Origin of the sequence: Mesorhizobium sp. B2-5-11 (genome assembly GCF_006440835.1) — a bacterium.
Classification (GTDB): domain Bacteria; phylum Pseudomonadota; class Alphaproteobacteria; order Rhizobiales; family Rhizobiaceae; genus Mesorhizobium.
In genome coordinates this window covers 462949-485571 of sequence record NZ_VFUK01000001.1, presented here as the reverse complement: position 1 = coordinate 485571, position 22623 = coordinate 462949, and the positions used below count along the sequence as shown (strand labels likewise).

Below are 22623 nucleotides of genomic sequence, written 5' to 3'. Positions count from 1 at the left end.
CGCCGCCTTCACCTCCACATCAGCCTATCCCTGCATGGCCGTTGCGCGATCGCGCTTCCCTATCTGCCCCTCGACAGACTCCCGAGTATCCCGCGCACGATGGCGCGGCCGACCGACGAGCCGACAGAGCGCACCACCGACTTGATCGCGGCTTCCGCCACCGTCTGGCGGTTGGACGGGCGCGGTTGAGGCGGGCGTCTGCCGCCGGGTTGCGGCGGCGGAGCATCATTGCCGAAGCCCGGAATGGTCCAGCGTGAACGGCCGGCGTCGGCCTGCTGTGCCTCGGCATCCGCCGCGTCCTTGGCCTTTTTCAGCAGCATCTCGAAAGCCGATTCGCGATCGACACCCTCATCGTACTGACCGATCACCGGGCTTTCCTGGATCAGCTTCCGCCGCTCGGCTGGGGTTATGGGCCCAAGTCGTGACGATGGCGGACGGATCAGCGTGCGCTGGACCATGGACGGGATGCCCTTGGCTTCCAGCACTGAAACCAGCGCTTCGCCGGTGCCCAGTTGCGTGATCACGGTCGCGCAATCGAAATCCGGATTTGGCCGGAACGTCTCGGCCGCGGTCCTTACCGCCTGCTGCTCGCGCGGCGTGTAGGCGCGCAACGCATGCTGGACCCGGTTGCCGAGCTGGGCCAGAACCTTCTCAGGAATATCCAGAGGGTTCTGCGTGACGAAATAGACGCCGACCCCCTTCGAGCGGATCAGACGCACCACCTGCTCGACGCGGTCGATCAGCACCTTCGGCGCGTCGTCGAAAAGCAGATGTGCCTCGTCGAAGAAGAAGACCAGCTTCGGCTTGTCGGGATCGCCCACTTCGGGCAGCTCCTCGAACAGTTCCGACATCAGCCAAAGCAGGAACGTCGCGTAGAGTCGCGGATTCATCATCAGCTTGTCGGCGGCCAGCACGCTGATGGCGCCGCGGCCGTCGCGGGTGGTGCGCATGATGTCGGCGATGCGCAATGCCGGCTCGCCGAAGAAATTCGCCGCCCCCTGCTGTTCCAGCACCAGCAGCGTGCGCTGGATGGCGCCGACCGAGGGTTTCGTCACATTGCCGTAGCGGGCGCTGATCTCTTCGGCGCGCCCGGCGATATTGGCGAGCAGCGCCTGCAGGTCCTTGAGGTCGAGCAGCAGCAGGCCTTCCTCATCGGCGATGCGGAAGGCGATGTTCATGATGCCTTCCTGGGCTTCGGACAAATTCATCAACCGCGACAAGAGCAGCGGGCCCATCTCGGAGATGGTGGCGCGGATGGGGTGGCCCTGTTCGCCGAACAGATCCCAGAAGATGACGGGGAATTCCTGGAAGTCATAGGGGTCGAGCTTGACCTGCTCGGCGCGCTTGACCAGGAAATCCTGCGCCGTGCCGATCATGGCTATGCCGGAGAGATCGCCCTTGATGTCGGCGCAGAACACCGGCACGCCGGCATTGGAGAATCCCTCGGCCAATATTTGCAAGGTGACCGTCTTGCCGGTGCCGGTGGCACCGGTCACCAGGCCGTGACGGTTGCCATAGTGCAAAAGCAGGTTTTCGGGACGCTGATAGCTGTCGTCGGGCTTGCGGCTGGCGCCGATGAAAATGGTGTCGTCAGCCATATGTCCGGTCTCCGCAACTGCTGTGTATAAAACCAGCCCTTCGCCCGAAGGTATAGTGGGGGCCTTGCACAGCGACAATGGCGATCGGCGAAAATGGCCTTTTTTGGAGCTTGCGGATTTTGCCCATGTTTGGCAATCGTTCATGCTTCGTGCTCGAAGGCTGGTGTACGCTCGAGGGATCGAATTCGAGTCTTGGAAGCGCATTGCATTGCGGTATCGCACCGGGACCCGTAGACTGAAGTGCTCCAGGCTGATGCGGCCGCATAGTGACGAGGACAGTGGATGAGCGCCGGAGCCTTGACCAGGGATAACGAAGTTCCGAATGCCGACCGGCAGCGATGGCTGGCCCTGGCTGAAAAGGCGCTCGCCGGCGCATCTTTCGAGGAAAAACTGGTCTCGCACACCGATGACGGCATCCGCGTGGAACCGCTTTATGAGCGCGCGGCGGCGGCCGAGCCGATCGTGCGCGCCAACCCCGGATCGCCGTGGATCGTCAGCCAGCGCATCGACGATCCCGGCATTGGTCGCGCCAAAGCCCAGGCGCTGGAGGACGTCGCGCAGGGCGCGACGGGATTGTCGCTCGTCTTCGAAGGTGCCCCGAACGCCTTCGGCTACGGCCTGCCGAGAACGGCGCAGGCGCTGGAGACGGTTCTGGACGGCATCCCGTTAAACCGCGTCCAGATCCGCATCGACGCCCACCCATGGAGCCGCCCCATGGCCGACTGGCTGGTGGCGTTCCTTGGCAAGCGCCGCTCCGACCCGGCAAAGCTCAACCTCTCCTTCGGCATCGATCCGGCGGCGATCCTGGCCGGAACCGGCCGGTTGCGCATGTCGATCGAGGCGCTGCAGGAATCCATGCCGCAATCGCTGGCACATTTCTTTTCGATGGGCGTGCCCGGTGTGCTGCTCGAGGCGGATGGGCGGGTGTTCCACAATGCCGGCGCCACAGAGGCGCAGGAGCTTGGCATCATGCTCGCTTCGGCCGTCTCCTATCTCAGGATGTTCGAGAAAGCGCGGCAACCGCTCGTCTACGCAGCGCCCCATATCGGTTTTGCGCTGAGCGCCGACCAGGATCAGTTCCTGTCGATCGCCAAGGTCAGGGCCTTGCGCAGGCTGTGGGCTCGCGTCCAGGAGGCCTGCTCGATCCCGACTTCGACGGCCAATATTCACGCCGAGACGTCGTTTCGGATGATGACGGCATTAGACCCGGAGACCAACATCCTGCGCACGACGATCGCCTGCTTCGCCGCGGCGGCGGGCGGAGCCGATTCGATCGCCATCCTGCCGCACACCGTCGCGCATGGCCTGCCGGCGCCTTTCGCACGCCGCGTGGCCCGTAACGCGCAGTTGATCATGGCCAATGAAAGCCACATCGATCAGGTCGCCGATCCCGCCTGCGGCTCCGGTGGCGTCGAAGCGCTCACTGCTGGCCTCTGCGAAGCGGCTTGGGCCGAGTTGCAGGCGATCGAGGCCGAGGGCGGCGTGCTGTCCAGCCTTCAGGAGGGACGCATACAGGAGCGCGTTCGCACCGCCGCCGCCCAGCGCGCTGCCGCCTTCCGATCCCGCGAGCGCGCCATCGTCGGCGCCACGCTCTATCCGCAGAAAACCGAGCGCGCGGTCGAGACGCTGGCCGCGGAGCGGCGACCTGCCTTCACGGAAGGCATCGTCATGTGCGAGCCGCTGTTTCCGGTCCGCATCGATCAAGCGATCGGAGCCGCTTCTTGATTCCGGATTTCAGCCAGGTCGGCTGGGCGCCGCCGCGGCGGGCGCCGGTCGAGATCAAGGGCCAGCGGATGACGCCGGAAGGCCTTGCCGTCAAACATCTGTACAATCAGGGCGACCTCAAGGGGCTGCCGCATCTCGACACCTATCCGGGCATGCCGCCCTTCGTGCGCGGACCCTATCCGACCATGTATGTCCAGCAGCCGTGGACGATCCGGCAATATGCCGGTTTCTCGACCGCGGAAGAATCCAACGCCTTCTACAGGCGCAATCTTGCCGCCGGCCAGAAAGGCTTGTCGGTCGCCTTCGATCTCGCCACGCACCGCGGCTATGACAGCGATCATCCGCGGGTGGCCGGCGATGTCGGAATGGCGGGCGTGGCCATCGATTCCATCCTCGACATGCGCCAGCTCTTCGACGGAATTCCGCTCGGCGAGATGACGGTGTCGATGACCATGAACGGCGCGGTGCTGCCGATCATGGCGCTCTACATCGTGGCGGCCGAGGAACAAGGGGTTGCGCAGAAGGATCTCGCAGGGACCATTCAGAACGACATTCTGAAGGAGTTCATGGTCCGCAACACCTATATCTATCCGCCGAAGCCCTCGATGCGGATCGTGTCGGACATCTTCTCCTACACATCCAGGCACATGCCGAAATTCAACTCGATCTCGATCTCCGGCTACCATATGCAGGAGGCCGGCGCGACGGCGGACCTGGAGCTCGCCTATACGATTGCCGACGGAATCGAATATGCCCGCGCCGGCGTCGCCGCCGGGCTCGACATCGACCGCTTCGCCCCGCGCCTGTCCTTCTTCTGGGCTGTTGGCATGAACTTCTTCATGGAAGTCGCCAAGCTCAGGGCGGCGCGGCTGCTGTGGTCAAGCCTGATGATGAAGAATTTTTCGCCGAAGGACGAGCGTTCGCTGTCCTTGCGCACCCACTGCCAGACTTCTGGCTGGTCGCTGACGGCGCAGGATCCCTACAACAACATCATCCGCACGATGATCGAGGCGATGGCCGCCACACAGGGCCATACACAATCGCTGCACACCAATTCCTTCGACGAGGCCATGGCGCTGCCGACGGATCATTCGGCCCGTATCGCCCGCAACACGCAGCTGATCCTGCAAAAGGAATCCGGCACCACGCGCATCATCGATCCGTGGGGCGGTTCGGCTTATCTCGAGAGGCTGACGCATGATCTGGCAGCGCGTGCGCTTGCCCATATCGAGGAGGTCGAGGCGCTCGGCGGCATGGCCGCGGCCACCGAGAAGGGCATTCCCAAGCTGCGCATCGAAGAGGCCGCCGCCCGCACCCAGGCGCGCATCGATTCAGGCGAGCAGGTGCTGGTCGGCGTCAACTCGCACCGGCCCGGTGCGGATATCGAAGTCGACGTCTTGAAGATCGACAATGCCGAGGTAAGAGCCCGGCAGTTATCGAAGCTGCAGCGGCTGAAGGGCACGCGCGACGTCGCGGTGCTCGAGAATGCGCTCGCAGCGCTCTCCCGCGCGGCCGAGAGCGGCGAGAACCTGCTCGAATTCGCCATCCACGCCGCGCGCGCCAATGCGACGGTCGGGGAGATTTCGCTGGCGCTGGAAAAGGTCTTTGGCCGCCACATCGCGTCGGTGCAGACGATTTCCGGCGTCTACCGCCAGGCGCTCGGCGACAATCCGGCCGTCGACCGGCTGCAGGAGAAGATCGGCGCGTTCGAAAAGAAGACCGGCGGCAAGCCGCGCATCCTGGTCGCCAAAATGGGACAGGACGGACATGACCGCGGCCAGAAGGTGATCGCCACAGCCTTTGCCGACCTCGGCTTCGACGTCACCGTCGGCGCCATGTTCCAGACGCCGGAGGAGATCGCGAAGCTCGCCCACGAGCAGGATGTGCACATTGTCGGCGCGTCGTCGCTGGCGGCGGGACATCTGACGCTGATCCCGGAACTCAGGGATGCGCTGAAGAGGCTCGGCCACAGCGACATGCTGATCGTTGCCGGCGGCGTGATCCCTCCGCAGGACTATGATGCCGTGCTGCAAGCGGGTGCGGCGGAAATCTTCCCGCCCGGTACCGTGATCCCGCAAGCAGCGGAGCGGCTGATCGACCGGCTGCTGGCGTCCTGAGTTATCGGCAACGAGTGTGTCCGGGCCTTCCTCCCATTCGTAAGTTATAATATCTGTTGCAACGGTGCGGCGGTCGAGTTATAATTGACGTTGCAACAGGAGCAATCCAGCATGAACACCACCATTCGCAAGATCGGCAATTCCGAAGGTGTGATCCTGCCCAAGGAGCTACTCGACCGCCTGAATCTCAAAGCCGGTGATCAGCTTCAGGTTCTCGAAACAGACAAGGACATCGTCCTCAAACCGGTCGACGATAGTTTCGAGCGGCAGATGGAAGCTGCTCGCAAGGTCATGGACAAGTACAAGGTCGCGCTTCAGAAGCTCGCCGAATGAACTGGGAGTTCCTGTCGCGCCGCGCGGTGGAGGCGATGCATGCCGAACAATTGCGCCGGCATGGCGGCGCACAAGGTTTGCGGGATGAAAATGCACTTGAATCGGCACTGGCCCGGGCCGAGAACAAGGCTAATTACGGCACTCCGTCGATTGCAGATCTTGCAGCAGCCTATGTCTTCGGCATTGCCAGAAATCATGCCTTTGTCGACGGCAACAAACGCACGGCTATTGTCGCCGCCGGCGCCTTCCTGATCGTCAACGGTCAGGTCCTGACGGCGGACAACGGCACGCTTTATGAATTCGTGATGGCTATCGCCGCCGGCGAGATCGATGAAGCGGGTGCCGCCGCATTTTTTCGCGACCACCTCGTGAAGACCGAGGACTGATGTTGGGGTTCAGCCGCCCGCGCTCAGCTTGACGATTTCCCATTCCTTGCCATTGACGGTGGCGACATCGCCGACCTTCTTGCCAAACAAAGCAATCGCCATTGGCGATACATGGGAAATGCTGCCTTTCGATGGGTCAGCCTCGTCCTCGCCGACGATCTTCCAGTGCACCTTCTTGCCGTCGTGGGCTTCGAGCGTGGCGCCCATGCCGAAGCGGATGACGTCGCTCCCGGGCTCGGGCACCGAAAGCTCGGCACTTTCGCGCCGCGCGGTCCAATAGCGCAGGTCGCGAGATACCAGTGCGATGCGCTCGCGGTCTCCCCGCCGCTCGGCTTTGGCCAATATGTCGCGCAGATCGGCCAGATTCTCGTCGATCATTGCCAGGCCACGCTCCGTCACCAGGTTGCGGTGTTGACTGATCGGCCGTTCGCCGACGCCTGCGATGGCGTTTTCGCTGTCTTCCTCGCGGGTAAAGGCTCTGCTCATTGCTTGAACTTATGCCCGCCCTCACGACTTCACAAGTCATTGCCCCTCGCCGGGGACGCAGGTGCCTGACTGGCACGAATCCTGCCACTAGACGGGCAAAAGCCAGGACCTGTGCCGATGTTGAACAGACGCAAGCTGCTTGTGCGGACAGCCGGTTTTGCCGTGTTCGGGCTTTCGCTGGGCAAGGCAGCCGCCGCGAGCTTGCCCGGCGTCGAGAAAGCCTCGATGCGCGGATCGATCAACGCCACCGAGCTTGGCGTGCAACCCGGCACCTTTGACGATCAGAGCAAGGCTTTCGCCAAGCTGCTGCGCGAGGCCAGCGATCGCGACATGCCGGTTTTCCTGCAGCCCGGCACCTATGTCGTGTCCAACCTGACGCTGCCCGGCCGGGTGCGCCTTACCGGCGTGCCTGGCGCAACGCGCATCGTCTATGGTGGCGACGGCCACCTGTTCATGGCCGAACAAGCCGATCACATCGAGCTCAGCGGCCTGGTCCTCGACGGCTCAAACCGCTCGATGGGCGACTACGCGCAAGGACTGCTCGATCTGCGCCGCGTGGCGCATCTCATCGTCGATAATTGCCAGATAACCGGCAGCGGCAAGAACGGGCTGGCGCTCGAGCACGCGGCGGGCCGGGTCGAGCGCACGGAAATATCCGGAGCGGCGGACGCCGGCATCTATTCGGTCGAGGCCGCAGGGCTGGCGATCACAGGCAACACCGTCTCCGACTGCGCCAATGGCGGCATCCTCGTGCACCGCTGGCAGGCGGCGGAGGACGGCACTATCGTCACCGGCAACCGGATCGAACGCATCGCGGCGCGCGGCGGCGGCACTGGCCAGAACGGCAATGGCATCAATGCCTTCCGCGCCGCCAACGTGATCGTCTCCGGCAATATTGTTTCGGACTGCGCATTCTCCGCCATCCGCGCCAACAGCGCCAGCAATCTGCAAGTATCGAGCAACACTTGCATGCGTTCCGGCGAAACGGCGGTCTATTCCGAATTCTCGTTCGAGGGCGCCGTTATCAGCAACAACATCGTCGATGGTGCCGCCAACGGCATCTCGATCGTCAATTTCAACGAAGGCGGACGCATGGGTGTTTGCTCGGGCAACATCGTGCGCAACCTGTCGACATCAGGCCCCTACCCCGCCGACCCGCCGGGATTCGGCGTTGGCATCGGCGTCGAGGCCGACACCACCGTGTCCAACAACGTCATCGAGAACGTGCCGCTCTACGGCATGTCGATCGGCTGGGGACCGTATCTGCGCAACGTCGTGGCCACCGGCAACATCATCCGCAAAGCGGGCACCGGCATCGTCGTCAGCGTGGTCGACGGTGCCGGAACCGCCATCATCTCCGACAATGTCATCGACGGCGCACGCAATGGCGCCATTGTCGGGCAGCGCTGGGCCGATCCGGCCACGGGCGATCTCGCCGCGTCAGCCGATACCGGCTTTCCGCATCTGACCGTCGAGCGCAATCACGTCAGTTGAGAAACGTCTGTCTCAGGCCAGTGCCGCCGTCGGCCTGAGCGCACCGACCGTGGCGCCTATCCGGCTTTCGATGGGTGCATTCGCCATTTCGAGCAGCTTCGCCGCCAAAACCTCGTCCGCGCGCAGCAGTCGGGCGATGATTACGGCCACCATGGATTCGGCGGCCCGGCCGGCACCATCATCGCATTTGAGTGCGATGCCGAGGCCAAGCTCGGGAAGCGCCGCGCAATGGACCCCTTCGGCGCCGCCCTTCGCAAATATTCGGCCAGGCGCCGCCTGCATCAGCGCGAGATCGGCGCGGCCTGTGCCGGCGACGAAGAACGGCTCGGCCATGCAAGCCGACAACAATCGCTTTGCCGCCCTGGCGCGCCCGGGCGCGAAGCCCCTGCCGGTCACCATGCGGGCAAAGCCAAGCGCAAAACTCCTGAGCGGCACCGCGTAGGTCGGGATCGAACAGCCATCGGTTGCGCGTTCGTCGGCGCCGTGGCGAGCTCCTGTCACCGCCTGCATGGCGTCGCGCACCATTTCCTGCAAGGCGTGATCCGCCCTGACATAGCCTTGAGGCTCGATGCCTGAATGGACGCAGGTGCAAAGAAAGCCGGAATGCTTGCCGGAGCAATTGTTGTGCAAGGCGTTCGGGGAACCGCCTGCGCGGGCGAGTGCGATCGTCGCGTCGTGGCTCGACGGCCAATGCGCGCCGCATTCAAGCGCCGACCCGTCCAGCCCGGCCCTGGCGAGCATCGACCGCGCCAGTTCGACGTGGGCCGGTTCGCCCGAATGAGAGGCGCAGGCCAGCGCCAGTTCGCGGTTACCGAAGCCGTAGACATCGGCAGCACCGCTTTCGACCAGCGGCAGCGCCTGGATCGCCTTGACCGCGGAGCGCGGAAACACCGGCCTCGATGTGTCGCCGATCTCGAGAACCGGCTTGCCATCGGCGTCGAAAACCGCGACCGCGCCTCGGTGCGCGCTCTCGACGATGGCGCCACGCAGAACTTCGATCAGAACCGGATTTGTCATGTTGCCCCCGCGGATGCGGGTCGCTTTTACCGAATCCGATCGAGAATGGAAACGTAGTTGGCGACCGCCGCGCCGCCCATGTTGAAGATGCCGCCAAGCTTGGCGTTGGGCACCTGGATGCCCCCGGCCTCACCGACGAGCTGCATGGCGCTCAGCACATGCATCGACACGCCGGTGGCGCCGATCGGATGACCCTTCGCCTTCAGGCCGCCGGACGGGTTGACCGGCAGCCGCCCGTCCTTTGCGGTCGTGCCGTCCAGCGCCAGCCTCGCGCCCTCCCCAGGCTTCGCCAGGCCCATGGCTTCATATTCGATCAATTCGGCGATGGTGAAGCAGTCATGCGTCTCGACGAAGGAGAGATCATCAAGCGTCACGCCGGCATTCCTGAGCGCCCGGCTCCAGGCCTGCTCGCAGCCTTCGAAGGTCAGGATGTCGCGCTTCGACATCGGCAGGAAATCCTGCACGTGCTCATTGGCGCGGAAGGTGACGGCGCGGCGCATCTTCAGTGCCGTCGCTGTGTCGGTGAGGACGAGAGCGGCGGCACCGTCGGAGACAAGCGAGCAGTCGGTGCGCTTCAGTGGGCCAGCGACGAAGGGGTTCTTCTCGCTCTCCTGGCGGCAGAATTCGTAGCCGAAATCCTTGCGCATCTGCGCATAGGGATTGTCGACGCCGTTCTTGTGATTCTTGGAGGCGATCATGGCAAGCGCATCCGACTGGTCGCCGTAGCGCTGGAAATAGGCTTGTGCGATCTTGCCGAAGACGCCGGCAAAGCCGGCCGGTGTGTCGCCATCCTCGGGCAAATAGGAGGCTTTCAGCAGGTTCCTGCCGATCTCGGGGCCGGGCGTCGTCGTCATCTGCTCGGCGCCGACCACCAGCACGATGCGGGCGGCATTGGCATCGATGGCGCGGACGCCTTGCCGGACAGCGGCCGAACCGGTGGCGCAGGCGTTCTCGACGCGCGTCGCCGGCTTGAAGCGCAGCCGGTCGTCGGCCTGGAGGACAAGGCTGGCGGTGAAATCCTGTGCGGAAAAGCCGGCGTTGAAATGTCCGAGCACAATCTCGTCGACGTCGTCCGGGCCAATGCCGGCATGGTCGAGCGCCTCGGTTGCCACTTTGACGATCAGGCTCTCCAATGTTTCGCCTTCAAGCTTGCCGAAGCGCGAATGCGCCCAGCCAACGATGCATGCGGTCATGGCAACCTCCATTTGCCGCGGATCCTAACACGTCATATCGCGGCCTGAGCACTCAATATTGTTCAATAATGAACCGTTTTCCAGTCCGCGGGATGAGCCAGAGCCGACAATCGGTTGTTGTTTGGGCTGAATTTTTGTTGATTGACCCGTCAATAAAAAATAATCTTCACCGAAACAATGGGAACAGCATGCCGAAAGTCGGAATGGAGCCACTGCGCCGCAAAGCGCTCATCGACGCGACGATCTCGGCGATCGGCGAGCGCGGCTCGCTTGACGTGACGATGTCGGAGATCGCCGGGCGCGCCGGCGTGTCGTCGGCGCTGGCCCATCACTATTTCGGCGTCAAGGATGAGCTGCTGTTCGCGACGATGCGGCATATCCTGGCCGAACTGACCACAGACATGCGGCGCGCGCTTCAATCCACCGGTTCCCCACGCGAACGCGTCTCGGCGGTCGTGGCCGTCAACTTCTCCGAGATCCAGTTCCGTGCCGAAACGATCGCCGCCTGGCTCGCCTTCTATGTCGAGGCGCAGAAATCGGCTGCGCTGCGCCGGCTGCTCAGAATTTATGCGCGGCGGCTGCATTCGAACCTGATGAGCGGGCTGGCCGGCATCCTGTCCCGAGCCGAGGCCGACCGCGTCGCCGAAGCGACGGCGGCGATGATCGACGGGCTCTATATCAGGCGCGCGCTCAAGGACGGCGTGCCCGACGCCGCGACCGCGATCGCATTGGTCGAGGACTATCTCGAAACGAAACTCAGCGGACGGCAGACGCAGTGACACGCAAGCACCCTAACTTCCTGATCGTCATGGTCGATCAGCTCAACGGAACTTTCTTTCCGGACGGGCCGGCTGACTTCCTGCACGCGCCGCATCTGAAGGCGTTGGCCGCCCGCTCGGCGCGCTTCCGCAACAATTACACCGGCTCGCCGCTCTGTGCGCCGGGCCGTGCCTCGTTCATGAGCGGCCAGTTGCCGTCGCGCACCGGAGTCTATGACAACGCCGCCGAGTTCGCCTCGTCGATCCCGACCTTCGCTCATCATCTGCGCGCCGCCGGCTACCATACTTGCCTGTCGGGCAAGATGCACTTCGTCGGGCCGGACCAGTTGCACGGCTTCGAGGAACGGCTGACCACGGACATCTACCCCGCCGATTTCGGTTGGACGCCGGATTATCGTAAGCCCGGCGAGCGCATCGACTGGTGGTATCACAATCTGGGTTCGGTGACCGGGGCCGGCATTGCGGAAACCACCAACCAGATGGAATATGACGACGAGGTCGTGTTCCTCGCCACGCAGAAGCTCTACCAGCTTTCGCGGGAGCAGGATGATGAGGAGCGCCGGCCCTGGTGCCTGACCGTTTCGCTGTCACATCCGCACGACCCCTATGTCGCGCGCAAGCAGTACTGGGATCTCTACGAAAATTGCCAGGCGCTCGACCCGGAAACCAATTTCATTGCGTATGACGAACAGGATACGCATTCGCAGCGGCTGTATGTCGCCAGCGATTATCCGTCGTTCCAGATCACCCCTGAGCAGGTGCGCCGTTCGCGGCGTGGCTATTTCGCCAATATTTCCTATGTCGACGACAAGCTCGGCGAGCTCCTGGACGTCCTCAAGCGAACGCGCATGCTTGACGACACCACCATCCTGTTCTGCTCCGACCATGGCGACATGCTCGGCGAGCGCGGCCTATGGTTCAAGATGAGCTTCTTCGAGGGCTCGGCGCGGGTGCCGCTGATGATTGCCGGCAGGGGCGTTGCGGCCGGGCTGATCGAAGCGCCGGTTTCCAATCTCGACGTGACGCCGACGCTTTGCGACCTCGCCGGCATCGACATCGATGCCGTCGCGCCATGGACCGATGGCCAATCGCTGCTGCCTCTGATCGACGGTGAGCGGCGCAGCGCGCCTGTGCTGATGGAATATGCGGCTGAGGGTTCATACGCGCCTCTGGTGGCTATCCGCGAGGGCCGATACAAGTTCGTCCATTGCGAGCTCGATGCGCCGCAACTGTTCGATCTCCAATCCGATCCGCTGGAGCGGGAAAACCTCGCGGCCGATCCGGCCAACGAACCGCTGGTCGCGGCGTTCATGGACAAGGTGCGGGCGCGCTGGGACATGGCCGCTTTCGACGCTGCGGTGCGCGAAAGCCAGGCGCGCCGCTGGGTCGTCTATCGGGCGCTGCGCAACGGCGCCTACTACCCCTGGGATTTCCAGCCGCTGCAGAAAGCGTCCGAGCGCTACATGCGCAACCACATGAACCTCGACACTCTCGAGGAGAGCAAGCGGTATCCGCGAGGCGAATGATGACTACGCTTGTCCCCTCACTCGACCACCTGCAGCAAGCCTATGCGGTCACCGCCAAGGCGACGCAGATCACGCCGCTGCTGGAATCGGCGGCGCTCGCCAGGGAAACCGGCGCCGCTCGCGTCTTCGTCAAGGCGGAATCGCTGCAATGGGCGGGATCGTTCAAGGTTCGGGGCGCCTATTGGCGGCTGAAGCGGCTGTCGCCCGACGAAGCCAAGAAGGGCGTCGTCGCTTATTCTTCCGGCAATTTCGCGCAAGGACTGGCGGCTGCGGGCCAGGCGCTCGGCATTCCCGTCACCATCGTCATGCCGATCGACGCTCCGGCCGCCAAGCGCGACGCCACAGCAGGCTACGGCGCGCGCGTGGTGCTTACCGATCACGGCGAGCGCGCGCGTGAGGAAGTCGCTGCCGCTAAGGCGCGCGAGATCGCCGAGACCGAAGCGCTGACATTGCTGCATCCCTTCGACGATCCGGAAATCGTGGCCGGCCAGGCAGGTGCCGGGCTGGAGGCGCTGGAGCAGCTTTCTGCCAAGGGCGCGAAGGCGGACGTGCTGTTCTGCTCGGTCGGCGGCGGCGGCCTGATCGGCGGCGTTTCGCTCGCTTTCCACTATCTGTCGCCGGCCACAGAAATCATCGGCGTCGAGCCCGAAGGTTTCAACGGCATGGGCGCCTCGTTGGCGCATGGCAGCATCGAGACCATGCCGCTCGCCCCGAATTCGATCTGTGACGGGCTGATGTCGCGGCGGCCCGGCGACGCGCCGTTCGCGGCGGTCAGAACCGCCGGCGTTCGCGGCATCACTGTCGACGACGCCTTGGTGCGGCGGGCAATGAAAATCGCCTTCGAGCGGATGAAGCTGGTGCTTGAGCCGTCCGGAGCTGCCTCGCTGGCGGCACTGCTCGGCGGCAAGGTGGATGTGGCCGGCAAGACCGTCCTTGTGGTGGCTACCGGCGGCAATGTCTCGCTCGCCGATTTCATCACGCATATGAACGATGGGCGCATATGAACAATGCTTGAAGCGGATTTCGTCATCATCGGCTCCGGCTCCGCCGGCTCGGCCATGGCCTATCGCCTGTCAGAGGATGGCAAGCACTCGGTCATCGTTATCGAATTCGGCGGCTCCGATATCGGGCCGCTGATCCAGATGCCATCGGCGCTGTCGATCCCGCTCAATATGAGCCTCTACGACTGGGGTTTTGCCAGCGAGCCCGAGCCGCATCTCGGCGGCCGCGTGCTGGCGACGCCGCGCGGCAAGGTGATCGGAGGCTCGTCCTCGATCAACGGCATGGTCTATGTGCGCGGCCACGCCCGCGACTTCGACCACTGGGCCGAACAGGGAGCCGCCGGCTGGGGTTTTGCAGACGTGCTTCCTTATTTCAAGCGCATGGAAGATGCGGATGGCGGCGAGGACGGCTGGCGGGGCCATGGCGGGCCGCTGCACGTGCGACGCGGCACGCGGAAAAATCCGCTCTATGGCGCCTTCGTCGAAGCGGGCCGCCAGGCCGGCTTCGAACTGACCGACGACTATAACGGCTCCAGGCAAGAGGGGTTCGGCCCGATGGAGCAGACCATTTTCGGCGGCCGCCGCTGGTCGGCGGCATCAGCCTATCTGAGGCCGGCGCTCAGGCGCAAAAACGTAAGCCTGGTCAAGGGCTTTGCGCGACGGGTGATCATCGAGAATCAACGCGCCATCGGGGTCGAAATCGAAGCTCGCAAACAGATTCAAGTCGTTAAGGCGCGACGTGAGGTGATCGTCGCGGCATCGTCGATCAACTCGCCGAAAATCCTGATGCTGTCGGGCATCGGGCCTGCGGAACATCTCAGGGAAAACGGCATCGCGGTGGTGGCCGATAGACCCGGCGTCGGCCGCAACCTGCAGGACCATCTGGAACTTTATATCCAGCAGGAATCGACAAAGCCGATCACGCTGAATTCGGTGCTCAACCCGTTTTCCAAGGCGATGATCGGGGCGCAGTGGCTGTTCTTCAAGACCGGCCTTGGCGCCACCAATCATTTCGAGGCGGCGGCCTTCGTGCGCTCGCGCGCCGGGGTCGACTATCCTGATATCCAGTACCACTTCATCCCGGCGGCGGTGCGCTATGACGGCAAGGCGGCGGCGAAGTCGCATGGTTTTCAGGCGCATGTCGGGCCAATGCGCTCGAAATCGCGCGGCTCGGTGACACTGCGCTCGCCGGACCCGAATTCGAAACCGGTGATCCACTTCAACTACATGTCGCATCCAGACGACTGGAGCGAGTTCCGCCACTGCATCAGGCTGACGCGCGAGATTTTCGGCCAGAAGGCCTTCGACGGCTTCCGCGGCCAGGAAATTTCGCCCGGCAGCCACGTGCAATCGGACGACGACCTCGACATCTTCATCAGGGATCACGCCGAAAGCGCCTATCATCCCTGCGGCACCTGCCGGATGGGCCGCGCCGACGAGGTCACGAGCGTCGTCGATCCGGAATGCCGCGTGATCGGCGTCGAGGGCCTGCGGGTAGCCGATTCCTCTATCTTCCCGCGCGTCACCAACGGCAACCTCAACGCGCCGTCGATCATGACTGGCGAGAAGGCTTCCGACCACATTCTCGGCCGCACGCCGCTGGCGCCTTCCAACCAGGAACCATGGATCAATCCCCGCTGGCAGGCGTCCGACAGATAGAGCATGATCGTGCAACCGCACGATCGGCATGCCGCTAAGACGATTTGGAGAAGCCCATGCGCGCCCAGCCAACGGCATCGCACTATGTCAACGGACGCTACATAGACGACGAGCAAGGCGCGCCACTGCCGGTCATCTATCCGGCAACCGGCGAGACCATCGCCCTGCTGCGCTCGGCGACGCCGAACGTGCTGGAACTCGCCATCGAGGCTGCGCGTGCCGCGCAACCGGCTTGGGCGCGGCTGAAGCCGGTGGAGCGCGGCCGCATCCTGCGCCGCGCCGCCGACATCTTGCGCGCCCGCAACGCCGATCTTGCCCGCCTCGAGACGCTCGACACCGGTAAGGCGATTCAGGAAACGCTGGTGGCGGATGCGCCATCGGCCGCGGATTGCCTGGAATATTTCGGCGGCGCGGTTGCAGCTTACAATGGCGAGGCTGTCGATTTGGGCGGGGCCTTCGCCTACACGCGGCGCGAGGCGCTCGGCGTTTGCGTCGGCATAGGCGCCTGGAACTATCCAATCCAGATCGCCGGCTGGAAATCCGCGCCCGCGCTCGCCATGGGCAACGCCATGGTGTTCAAACCATCGGAAAACACGCCATTGTCGGCATTGGCCCTGGCCGAGATCTACAGCGAGGCAGGCCTGCCCGACGGGCTGTTCAACGTCGTGCAAGGCTATGGCGATGTCGGCGCCAGCCTGGTCAGCCACGATGTCGTGGCCAAGGTGTCGGTGACCGGCTCGGTGCCGACCGGCCGCAAGGTGCTGTCGCTCGCCGGCTCGAAGATGAAGCACGCGACGATGGAACTCGGCGGCAAGTCGCCGCTGATCGTCTTCGACGACGCCGATCTCGAGAATGCCGTCGGCGGCGCCATGCTCGGCAATTTCTATTCGACGGGGCAGATCTGCTCCAACGGCACGCGCGTCTTCGTCCAGAAGGGCATCCATGACCGCTTCGTCGACCGGCTCGTCGAGCGAACCAAGAAGATCCGCATCGGCGACCCACTCGATGCCGAAACCCAGATGGGCCCGCTGGTCAGCAAGGCACAGCAGGAGAAGGTCGTCTCCTACATCGCGGCGGGCAAGCAAGAAGGCGCCACGCTCGCCTGCGGCGGCAACGTGCCTTCGCTGCAAGGTTTTGAAGGCGGCTTCTTCGTCGAGCCGACGGTGTTCACCGGGGTGAGCGACAGCATGCGCATCGCGCGCGAAGAAATCTTTGGGCCTGTCATGAGCGTGCTGAAATTCGACGGCGAGGACGAGGTGGTCGAGCGCGCCAACGACACTGAGTTCGGTCTCGCGGCCGGCGTGTTCACGCGCGACCTGTCGCGCGCCCACCGCGTCATCGCCGAGCTGCGGGCCGGCACGTGCTGGATCAACACCTACAACCTGACCCCGGTCGAAATCCCCTTCGGCGGTGTCAAGCAATCCGGCATTGGGCGAGAAAATTCACTGGCCGCGCTGGCGCTCTATTCGCAGATGAAGGCGGTTTATGTCGAGACCGGGGATGTGGTCAGCCCTTATTGAGCAAAATGTCGTCGGGACAGCGCCTCTTTCTCAGCCACCCTTCTCGGCAGTCCCATCCAGATACTGCGTGAGCGCGCACACGAGATGATAAAAAATGCTGGCCGGCACATCTGATGCCCGCGAGCGGCCGCGCTCGTCGACGCGGTCGATCCACAGACCCAGCGGCGCCGGGTCGATGTGCCAGCGGAACAGCCGGCCTACGCGTTCCTCGATCTCCGGCTTGAGATCGGGTCCGCCAGAACCGTCCAACGCAATCGCCGCCTTGACCGCTTCGGCCTGTGGCCAACTACGCGAGACCAGGTCCAGCGGCAGACCCTGCCGGGAGACGGCGCCATACGCAAGGCCTGTGGCGCGGTTGAGGCCATTGGCGATGGCCGAGGCATAGAGTTTCCTGGCGAAGCCACTCAGTTCGGCCTGGCCGCTAAGAGCGGCGAAATCGACAAGCAGCGCGGCCCATTCGAAATGATGGCCGGGCTCGGTCCAGGTACCCTTCTCGCCCGCCACGGGCCTCCAGCCGGCGTCGAAATATTCACCCAGCGTCCAGCTTTCGGGATCGAAGAAGTGGTTGCGGAACAGGTCGATGATGCGTGCCGCGCGGCGCAGATAAGCGCGCTCGCCTGTCGCCTCGTGCCAGGCGAGGAAGGCTTCCAAAAAATGCATGTGCGGATTGGAGCGCCGCTCGCCCTGCCCGTCCGAGGTTTCGAGAAAGCCGGTCATGCGGCTATCCTCGAGATGGGCATCGAGGAAGGCGAAGGTCTCTTCGCCGAGCCGCAGCGCATCCGGATGGCCCGACATGTGGGCATGCGCCAGCGCCAGAAGCACGCAGGAATGATCGTAGGCGTCCTCGACCGGGTCGGCGACCGAACCGTCGATGTCGAGGGTACGCACCCAGCCGCCCCTTGCCGTTCGGCCGCTTCCGGCCATGAAGTCGATGCCGTGGGCGATGAGCCGGTCGGCCGGGCCGTCCCAGCCGCGTTGCTTGGCGACCGCAAAGGCGTAGACCTGGCGGGCCTGCGTGCGCATGCGCTTGGGCTTCATCAGCGGCGTGGCGTCGAAGCCAAGAGCCTCGTGGAATCCGCCATAGCGTTCGTCGACGCCTGATGTCGACCACAGCGGAAGCGTCTCCTGAAACAGCCAGTGATGGACGCGGCGACGCCAAGCGCCGCTTTCGATGACCCGGTCGTGGGCAGGCGTGAAGCGGGTTTCCAACCGGCCGGATTTTTCGAGCTGCTCGACGATCTTCTTGACGTGCTGGCTATGGCTGACCGGGGCGACGAAGGTAGCGTCCGATGTCGAGACGATGGCGACATCTCTCATGCCGATGGCCGACAGCAGCCGGCCATCGCTGCGAATGTAGGAATTCTCGCAATCGATGGCGACGACGTCGCCGGCGATGACATTGCCTTGGCTATCGGCAGGCCCGACATCGAGCAGCGACTGCCAGGAGCCGAGATCGTTCCAGCGAAAGCTGGCCGGCACCATGGCGATGTCCTTTGCCCGCTCCATGATGGCATAGTCGATCGAGACCGAAGGAATGGCGCCGTAGAGGTCCAGCGGCATGTAGAAGCCGGAAAGGTCCGATGTCGCAGCCTTGTAGGCAGCTTCGGTCGCCTGCCAGATCTTCGGCTCGAAAGCTGCGAAAGCATCACGCATGGCGCCGGCGCGAAACAGGAAGATGCCGGTGTTCCAGTGGAAATTGCCGGCTTCGAGATAGGCCTGGGCGGTGGCAAGGTCCGGCTTTTCGACGAAGCGCGAGACATCGAACACGCCTGCTCTTTCGGCGGCGACTTCGATGTAGCCATAGCCGGTCTCCGGCTGTGTCGGCTTGAGGCCGAACACCACCAGCCGCCCGGCGCTGGCAGCGGCGGTGCCCGCCTCGACGCTCTGCCAGAATTGCCGCGCGGTCGAAATCTCGTGATCGGACGGCACCACCAGCACCAGTTCGTCACCGAATTCGGCGAGCGTGCGCAGGCTTGCCAGCGCCACCGCCGCGGCGGTGTTGCGGCCGGTAGGTTCGAACAGCGGCCCACCGCCGGCAAGGTTTATGCCGGCGAGATCGGCATGGACGCGCTCGGCATGGCGTTCGGAAGCGATCATGAAGATGGGCGTATCGCCGCTGGGCCGTGACGCCAGCCGGCGCAAGGTCTTTGCCAGCATCGAGCCGTCGCCCGAAAGGTCGTGGAACTGCTTGGGATTGTCCTCGCGCGACAGCGGCCAGAGCCGCGAGCCGACGCCGCCGCTCATGACGAAACTGACGATGCGCTGGCTCATGATGCCCTTGTCAAAAGATCTGGTTGTAGTCGCCGACTTCCGGACTACGGCGCAGCACCGCGTCGAACGTCTGCCGGCGCCGCTGCGACGATACCGGGCTCTCCACCACCACGACAAGCTCCGGCAATCCGAAACTGTTGGGCCGTGCTTCGCCAACGATCCTGGGGGTCAAGACTGGAAATCTCCGGGCGGCTGGAAACACAAATCGCGCAAACGTTTGCCGGGGCCCTACCACGGAAGCCCTTTAAGCGGCGTTTATTCGAGGCGCTGAAACAGGCTCGCGAAGAAAGCTGGCGAAATGCGACAGAAGTGCTGCCATTGACGCTTGCAGGAACCAGATGCGGCGGCTATAAGCCCGCGGTCTGGTCACGGAGTGTAGCGCAGCCTGGTAGCGCACCTCGTTCGGGACGAGGGGGTCGCAGGTTCAAATCCTGCCACTCCGACCAGAAAAACAAAGGCTTACGTGGCTTTTGGCGAAGCGCATCCCGAGCGCTGCAACGTTTCCGCAATGTTTCCTTTGAAAGGGTGCGGAATGGCATCCCGCTTTCCTGGCGATACCAAGCTGATCCTATGGCTCGCCGCGATCTTCGTGCCGGTCATTGTCCTTGGGGAGATCGGATACCGAGCGCTGCAATGGTTGGGCTGGCTCTAAGCGCATCACGCCGGGTCTTCGCGCCAGATCGGCACGCGCTGGACCTTTAGAGCCACCAGGCGACGGATGCGCAGTCCTACGGCTTCCCTGCCCGTCGGCGCGAACGCCTCGACATCGAGCCGACCGTGGCTTGGATCATTTTCGCACTTCATTCTATCCATCAGGGAATCGACATCGACGTCACCGAATATCTGGATGAGGTCCGAGGGATAGTAGCAGTGGGTCCGCTTGCAGTAGCGACAGCGGATGCGCACCAAGCGCATGCCGTCGTTCAAATTCGACAGCGGATAGTCTCGTCTTTTGGGCGCGTAGGTCTCTGGCATACCCTGAAATGAGGAACATATTCCTGCCACGTCAAGAGGGGCTTGACTCCAATGTTCTCTTTTCGTTCACTATCGGCAGGATAGCCACAGGAGGATGACATGGACCTCGTTCTGTCAGTTCCGGGCGCATCGCCCGAGGAAATTTCGCGAGGCTTGGCGGCAGCAGAGGAAGCGCTAGAACGCGCTGGTTTCACTGCCGAGGAAGCCGCTTACGGTGCCTTCGTTGTTGAAGGTTGGGACATCAACGGTCCGCCCGAAGATGGTCCTGACCATTCGGCGTCCCGCGCCGCAAGTGCTTGGGGGCAAGCTCATAGGGCAGCATTGGAGGCCTGTTGTGACGGCTGGCCGGAGAGCCGCAAGCCCATATCGGTAAGGCTCGAGTTGTTGACCGATCCCGAGACGCAACTCGCCGATCGTTCGACAGCGCTGGCGATGCTTCGCGAACATCTCGAGCAAGATGGCAAGGACACGTTGAACGGGGAGGACGCGGTTTTGGCTTGGCGGGTTGCTGCCGAGGTCGTCGACCAGCTTTCAATGCGCGACCTTATTGGCGACCTGTCTATGGCCTTTGCCGCCCTCTCCCATTCCCATCTCCGCCCGGATGAGCCGATCGAACCGAAGCGCCGAGCTGTGCGCGACGCAATCAATGCGCTAGAGGCAGCTACCGAGAAGCCGTCCATACACTGATGCCGAAACGCAATCGCGTCACGCCGGCGCCATCGGTCATCGACCGGGATTGGCCGCACCAGGTTGCCTTGCCGGATGACATCTGCACGGACCGGAACCTGACCATGATCACGCAGTTCTGCCAGGACATCGGCGTCAAGCCTCAGATAAGGCGGGTGCAGGCGATATGGCCGAGCGGCAAATATGAGGACTATCGCATCCACTGCTTCGCCGACCCCGCCGCGGCGAAGGCCTTCCTTGACCATTTTGGCGGCGACGTGTTCGATCCCAAACGCGATCGAGAGGGTGGGAAGATCCGGGGTGTCTGGCGCCGCACGGGCGAATACAAGCGCATCCTCGACCTTGGGCCTTTGAGCGTTCCCGAGATTCTGCGCAATTAGGGGCAAGACATGTGCAATCTCTACAATCTCACGACCAGCCAGGAGGCCATACGCCAGTGGACGAGCGCGCTGCGCGACGTCCTCGGCAACCTGGAACCGTCGCTCGACATCTACCCGAACAGGCCGGGCCCGGTGGTTCGGAACGCTCAAGATGGGCAGCGCGAGGTGGCCAACCTTCTCTGGGGCATGCCGACGCCTGCCGAGCGCGTGAAAGGCGCTGCCGACTACGGCACCACGAACATACGAAACCCCCAGTACGGCCACTGGCAGCAATATGTCGGGATCGAGCATCGCTGCGTGGTTCCTGTAACCAGCTTTGCCGAGCCGTCCCCAACGCCCGGCGACAAAGACCCCGAAACCGGTATCCAGCGGAATTACTGGTTCGCGCTGAACGAGGAGCGTCCCTTGTTCTTCTTCGCAGGCCTCTGGACGCCTTGGCATGGCGTGCGCAAGGTCAAGGATGGCCCGGGCGACTTTGAGCTCTACGGCTTCATGACGACCGCGCCCAACGCGCTGGTCAAGCCGATCCACGAGAAGGCTATGCCGGTGATCCTGACGAGCCAGGAAGAGATCGAGACCTGGCTTACCGCGCCCTGGTCGGAAGCGAAGAAGTTGCAGCGCCCCGCGCCCGACGATGCCCTCGTGATGGTCGACAAGCCAGCGACGCAGATCAAATTCCCGCAGCAGGCGCCGCAGGCGACCGTGAAGCCGCCGGCACCGAACATCAAGGCATAGCCAAAACGCAAGCAGCCCGTCTCGAAGCCATTGCCGTGGAGCGAGACGGGCTGCGGGAGCTGGGGAGTTGTCGTCGCCAAGCTTCCGGGACTGCAACATGGCAAGCAGCCGGTTTGTTCCGCGTAAAACGCAATAAATCCGCCCGGCGTGAGCCGAGACGGGCGATCATATTGCTGGCGTCGGGAAAATGGTCGGGCGCTACGGCGGCTTGCTCCTGGCGCGCTCCTCCGCCACAGCCTGGAGCGTGGCGGTAAGCGCCGCAACGGCGTTTGAGAGGCCGACAATGCTATCCTGCACCCGGTCCAGCCTGGTCAGCGTCCCGTTCTGGAAACGCTCGTTGGCGGCCATGTCCTGCACCTGCTTTGTCTCGACCGCGATCAGCCGGTCATTCACTTTGGCGGCGACATCGTTGGCCTTGTCGGCCGCAACGTTCGCCTGATTGGCCGTCTTGGTGACGGCGTCTATACGCCCGTCCAGCCATTGCGATCCGAAAAAGACGATGAGACCGAGCGTCGGCATCGCGAGCGCCATCGATACGCGCGCTATTGCAAGAAGAAGGACGTTGTCTGCAATCTTCTCCGAAGTGTTCGGCATCTGGTTATCCTCGCTCAACGTTCCCAAGCCCCTTGATGCACTGTTGTCGTTATTTCCAGCAGCCGCGGCGCTGGCCGTTGCGGTCGTTGCCCAGCACGCGCTCGTAACCAGGCCGGTCGGCGCCGATCAGCGCCACCGTGCCGGCCG

Annotated in this window: 21 protein-coding genes and 1 tRNA gene; 14 read left to right on the top strand and 8 right to left on the bottom strand. The window is 63.6% G+C overall.

What is annotated here, in order from left to right; genetic code table 11:
- Positions 1–59: 59 nt before the first annotated feature.
- Positions 60–1598 carry a helicase HerA-like C-terminal domain-containing protein gene (locus FJ490_RS02445; protein ID WP_140559430.1) on the bottom strand — a complete coding sequence of 513 codons (1539 nt, stop codon included), beginning with the start codon at positions 1596–1598 and terminating at the stop codon, positions 60–62.
- A gap of 282 nt (positions 1599–1880) precedes the next feature.
- Between FJ490_RS02445 and FJ490_RS02440 the strand changes: the two genes are divergently transcribed.
- The 4 genes from FJ490_RS02440 to FJ490_RS02425 all read left to right on the top strand — a co-directional run bounded on the left by FJ490_RS02440 (position 1881) and on the right by FJ490_RS02425 (position 6159).
- Complete coding sequence (locus tag FJ490_RS02440; RefSeq protein WP_140728156.1) at positions 1881–3323, top strand: methylmalonyl-CoA mutase subunit beta; 1443 nt, start codon at positions 1881–1883, stop codon at positions 3321–3323.
- On the top strand, positions 3320–5440 hold the full coding sequence (gene scpA, locus FJ490_RS02435) for a methylmalonyl-CoA mutase (RefSeq protein WP_140559428.1): 2121 nt from the start codon (positions 3320–3322) through the stop codon (positions 5438–5440). The genes FJ490_RS02440 and scpA overlap by 4 nt, the downstream gene beginning before the upstream one ends.
- A 111-nt stretch (positions 5441–5551) precedes the next feature.
- The gene (locus tag FJ490_RS02430) at positions 5552–5773 is read left to right on the top strand and encodes an AbrB/MazE/SpoVT family DNA-binding domain-containing protein (protein WP_140494768.1); all 222 of its coding nucleotides are present in this window, start codon (positions 5552–5554) and stop codon (positions 5771–5773) included.
- Complete coding sequence (locus FJ490_RS02425; protein WP_140559427.1) at positions 5770–6159, top strand: type II toxin-antitoxin system death-on-curing family toxin; 390 nt, start codon at positions 5770–5772, stop codon at positions 6157–6159. Before FJ490_RS02430 ends, FJ490_RS02425 begins: the two co-directional genes overlap by 4 nt.
- A gap of 9 nt (positions 6160–6168) precedes the next feature.
- On the opposite strand, the gene greA is transcribed toward FJ490_RS02425, so the two are convergent.
- Positions 6169–6645, bottom strand: a complete 477-nt coding sequence (gene greA / locus FJ490_RS02420) for a transcription elongation factor GreA (protein WP_140559426.1) — start codon at positions 6643–6645, stop codon at positions 6169–6171.
- A 117-nt stretch (positions 6646–6762) separates the two neighbouring features.
- Here greA and FJ490_RS02415 point away from each other — a divergent pair, with 117 nt between their 5' ends.
- Positions 6763–8139: a TIGR03808 family TAT-translocated repetitive protein gene (locus FJ490_RS02415; protein WP_140728155.1), complete on the top strand. Its 1377-nt coding sequence runs from the start codon at positions 6763–6765 to the stop codon at positions 8137–8139.
- Positions 8140–8151: 12 nt separating this feature from the next.
- Here the strand turns inward: FJ490_RS02415 and FJ490_RS02410 are convergent, their stop codons facing one another.
- Together FJ490_RS02410 and FJ490_RS02405 are read right to left on the bottom strand one after the other, a co-directional pair.
- Complete coding sequence (locus tag FJ490_RS02410) at positions 8152–9156, bottom strand: asparaginase (RefSeq protein ID WP_140728154.1); 1005 nt, start codon at positions 9154–9156, stop codon at positions 8152–8154.
- A 26-nt stretch (positions 9157–9182) separates the two neighbouring features.
- Positions 9183–10349: an acetyl-CoA acetyltransferase gene (locus tag FJ490_RS02405; protein ID WP_140494778.1), complete on the bottom strand. Its 1167-nt coding sequence runs from the start codon at positions 10347–10349 to the stop codon at positions 9183–9185.
- A 188-nt stretch (positions 10350–10537) separates the two neighbouring features.
- Between FJ490_RS02405 and betI the strand changes: the two genes are divergently transcribed.
- Genes betI through betB form a run of 5 tightly spaced genes read left to right on the top strand, consistent with a single transcriptional unit; the run spans position 10538 to position 16834 of the window.
- Positions 10538–11128 carry a transcriptional regulator BetI gene (gene betI, locus FJ490_RS02400; RefSeq protein ID WP_140494780.1) on the top strand — a complete coding sequence of 197 codons (591 nt, stop codon included), beginning with the start codon at positions 10538–10540 and terminating at the stop codon, positions 11126–11128.
- Entirely contained in the window at positions 11125–12654 is a 1530-nt protein-coding gene (gene betC / locus FJ490_RS02395) for a choline-sulfatase (protein ID WP_140494782.1), read from the top strand. Before betI ends, betC begins: the two co-directional genes overlap by 4 nt.
- Entirely contained in the window at positions 12651–13658 is a 1008-nt protein-coding gene (locus FJ490_RS02390; RefSeq protein ID WP_140494784.1) for a threonine/serine dehydratase, read from the top strand. The genes betC and FJ490_RS02390 overlap by 4 nt, the downstream gene beginning before the upstream one ends.
- A gap of 3 nt (positions 13659–13661) precedes the next feature.
- Positions 13662–15314, top strand: a complete 1653-nt coding sequence (gene betA / locus FJ490_RS02385) for a choline dehydrogenase (RefSeq protein ID WP_140494786.1) — start codon at positions 13662–13664, stop codon at positions 15312–15314.
- A 56-nt stretch (positions 15315–15370) separates the two neighbouring features.
- Positions 15371–16834: a betaine-aldehyde dehydrogenase gene (gene betB, locus FJ490_RS02380; RefSeq protein WP_140494788.1), complete on the top strand. Its 1464-nt coding sequence runs from the start codon at positions 15371–15373 to the stop codon at positions 16832–16834.
- A 30-nt stretch (positions 16835–16864) separates the two neighbouring features.
- Here betB and FJ490_RS02375 read toward each other — a convergent pair whose 3' ends face one another.
- Positions 16865–19105 carry an AGE family epimerase/isomerase gene (locus tag FJ490_RS02375; RefSeq protein WP_140494790.1) on the bottom strand — a complete coding sequence of 747 codons (2241 nt, stop codon included), beginning with the start codon at positions 19103–19105 and terminating at the stop codon, positions 16865–16867.
- A gap of 10 nt (positions 19106–19115) precedes the next feature.
- A complete protein-coding gene (locus FJ490_RS32545; RefSeq protein WP_181165182.1) occupies positions 19116–19277 on the bottom strand; it encodes a hypothetical protein in 162 nt (53 codons plus the stop codon).
- A gap of 197 nt (positions 19278–19474) precedes the next feature.
- Between FJ490_RS32545 and FJ490_RS02370 the strand changes: the two genes are divergently transcribed.
- Positions 19475–19551: transfer RNA gene (locus FJ490_RS02370), tRNA-Pro, on the top strand.
- Between the two features lie 211 nt (positions 19552–19762).
- Here the strand turns inward: FJ490_RS02370 and FJ490_RS02365 are convergent.
- Positions 19763–20020: a hypothetical protein gene (locus FJ490_RS02365; protein WP_140767652.1), complete on the bottom strand. Its 258-nt coding sequence runs from the start codon at positions 20018–20020 to the stop codon at positions 19763–19765.
- Positions 20021–20179: 159 nt separating this feature from the next.
- Between FJ490_RS02365 and FJ490_RS02360 the strand changes: the two genes are divergently transcribed.
- Genes FJ490_RS02360 through FJ490_RS02350 form a run of 3 tightly spaced genes read left to right on the top strand, consistent with a single transcriptional unit; the run spans position 20180 to position 21882 of the window.
- A complete protein-coding gene (locus FJ490_RS02360; RefSeq protein ID WP_140767651.1) occupies positions 20180–20767 on the top strand; it encodes a hypothetical protein in 588 nt (195 codons plus the stop codon).
- The gene (locus FJ490_RS02355; RefSeq protein WP_140767650.1) at positions 20767–21147 is read left to right on the top strand and encodes a hypothetical protein; all 381 of its coding nucleotides are present in this window, start codon (positions 20767–20769) and stop codon (positions 21145–21147) included. The genes FJ490_RS02360 and FJ490_RS02355 overlap by 1 nt, the downstream gene beginning before the upstream one ends.
- Positions 21148–21156: 9 nt before the next feature.
- Entirely contained in the window at positions 21157–21882 is a 726-nt protein-coding gene (locus FJ490_RS02350; protein ID WP_140767649.1) for an SOS response-associated peptidase, read from the top strand.
- Between the two features lie 198 nt (positions 21883–22080).
- Here the strand turns inward: FJ490_RS02350 and FJ490_RS02345 are convergent, their stop codons facing one another.
- Positions 22081–22476, bottom strand: coding sequence for a hypothetical protein (locus FJ490_RS02345; protein WP_140583702.1), 396 nt, complete (start codon positions 22474–22476; stop codon positions 22081–22083).
- Between the last annotated feature and the right edge of the window lie 147 nt (positions 22477–22623).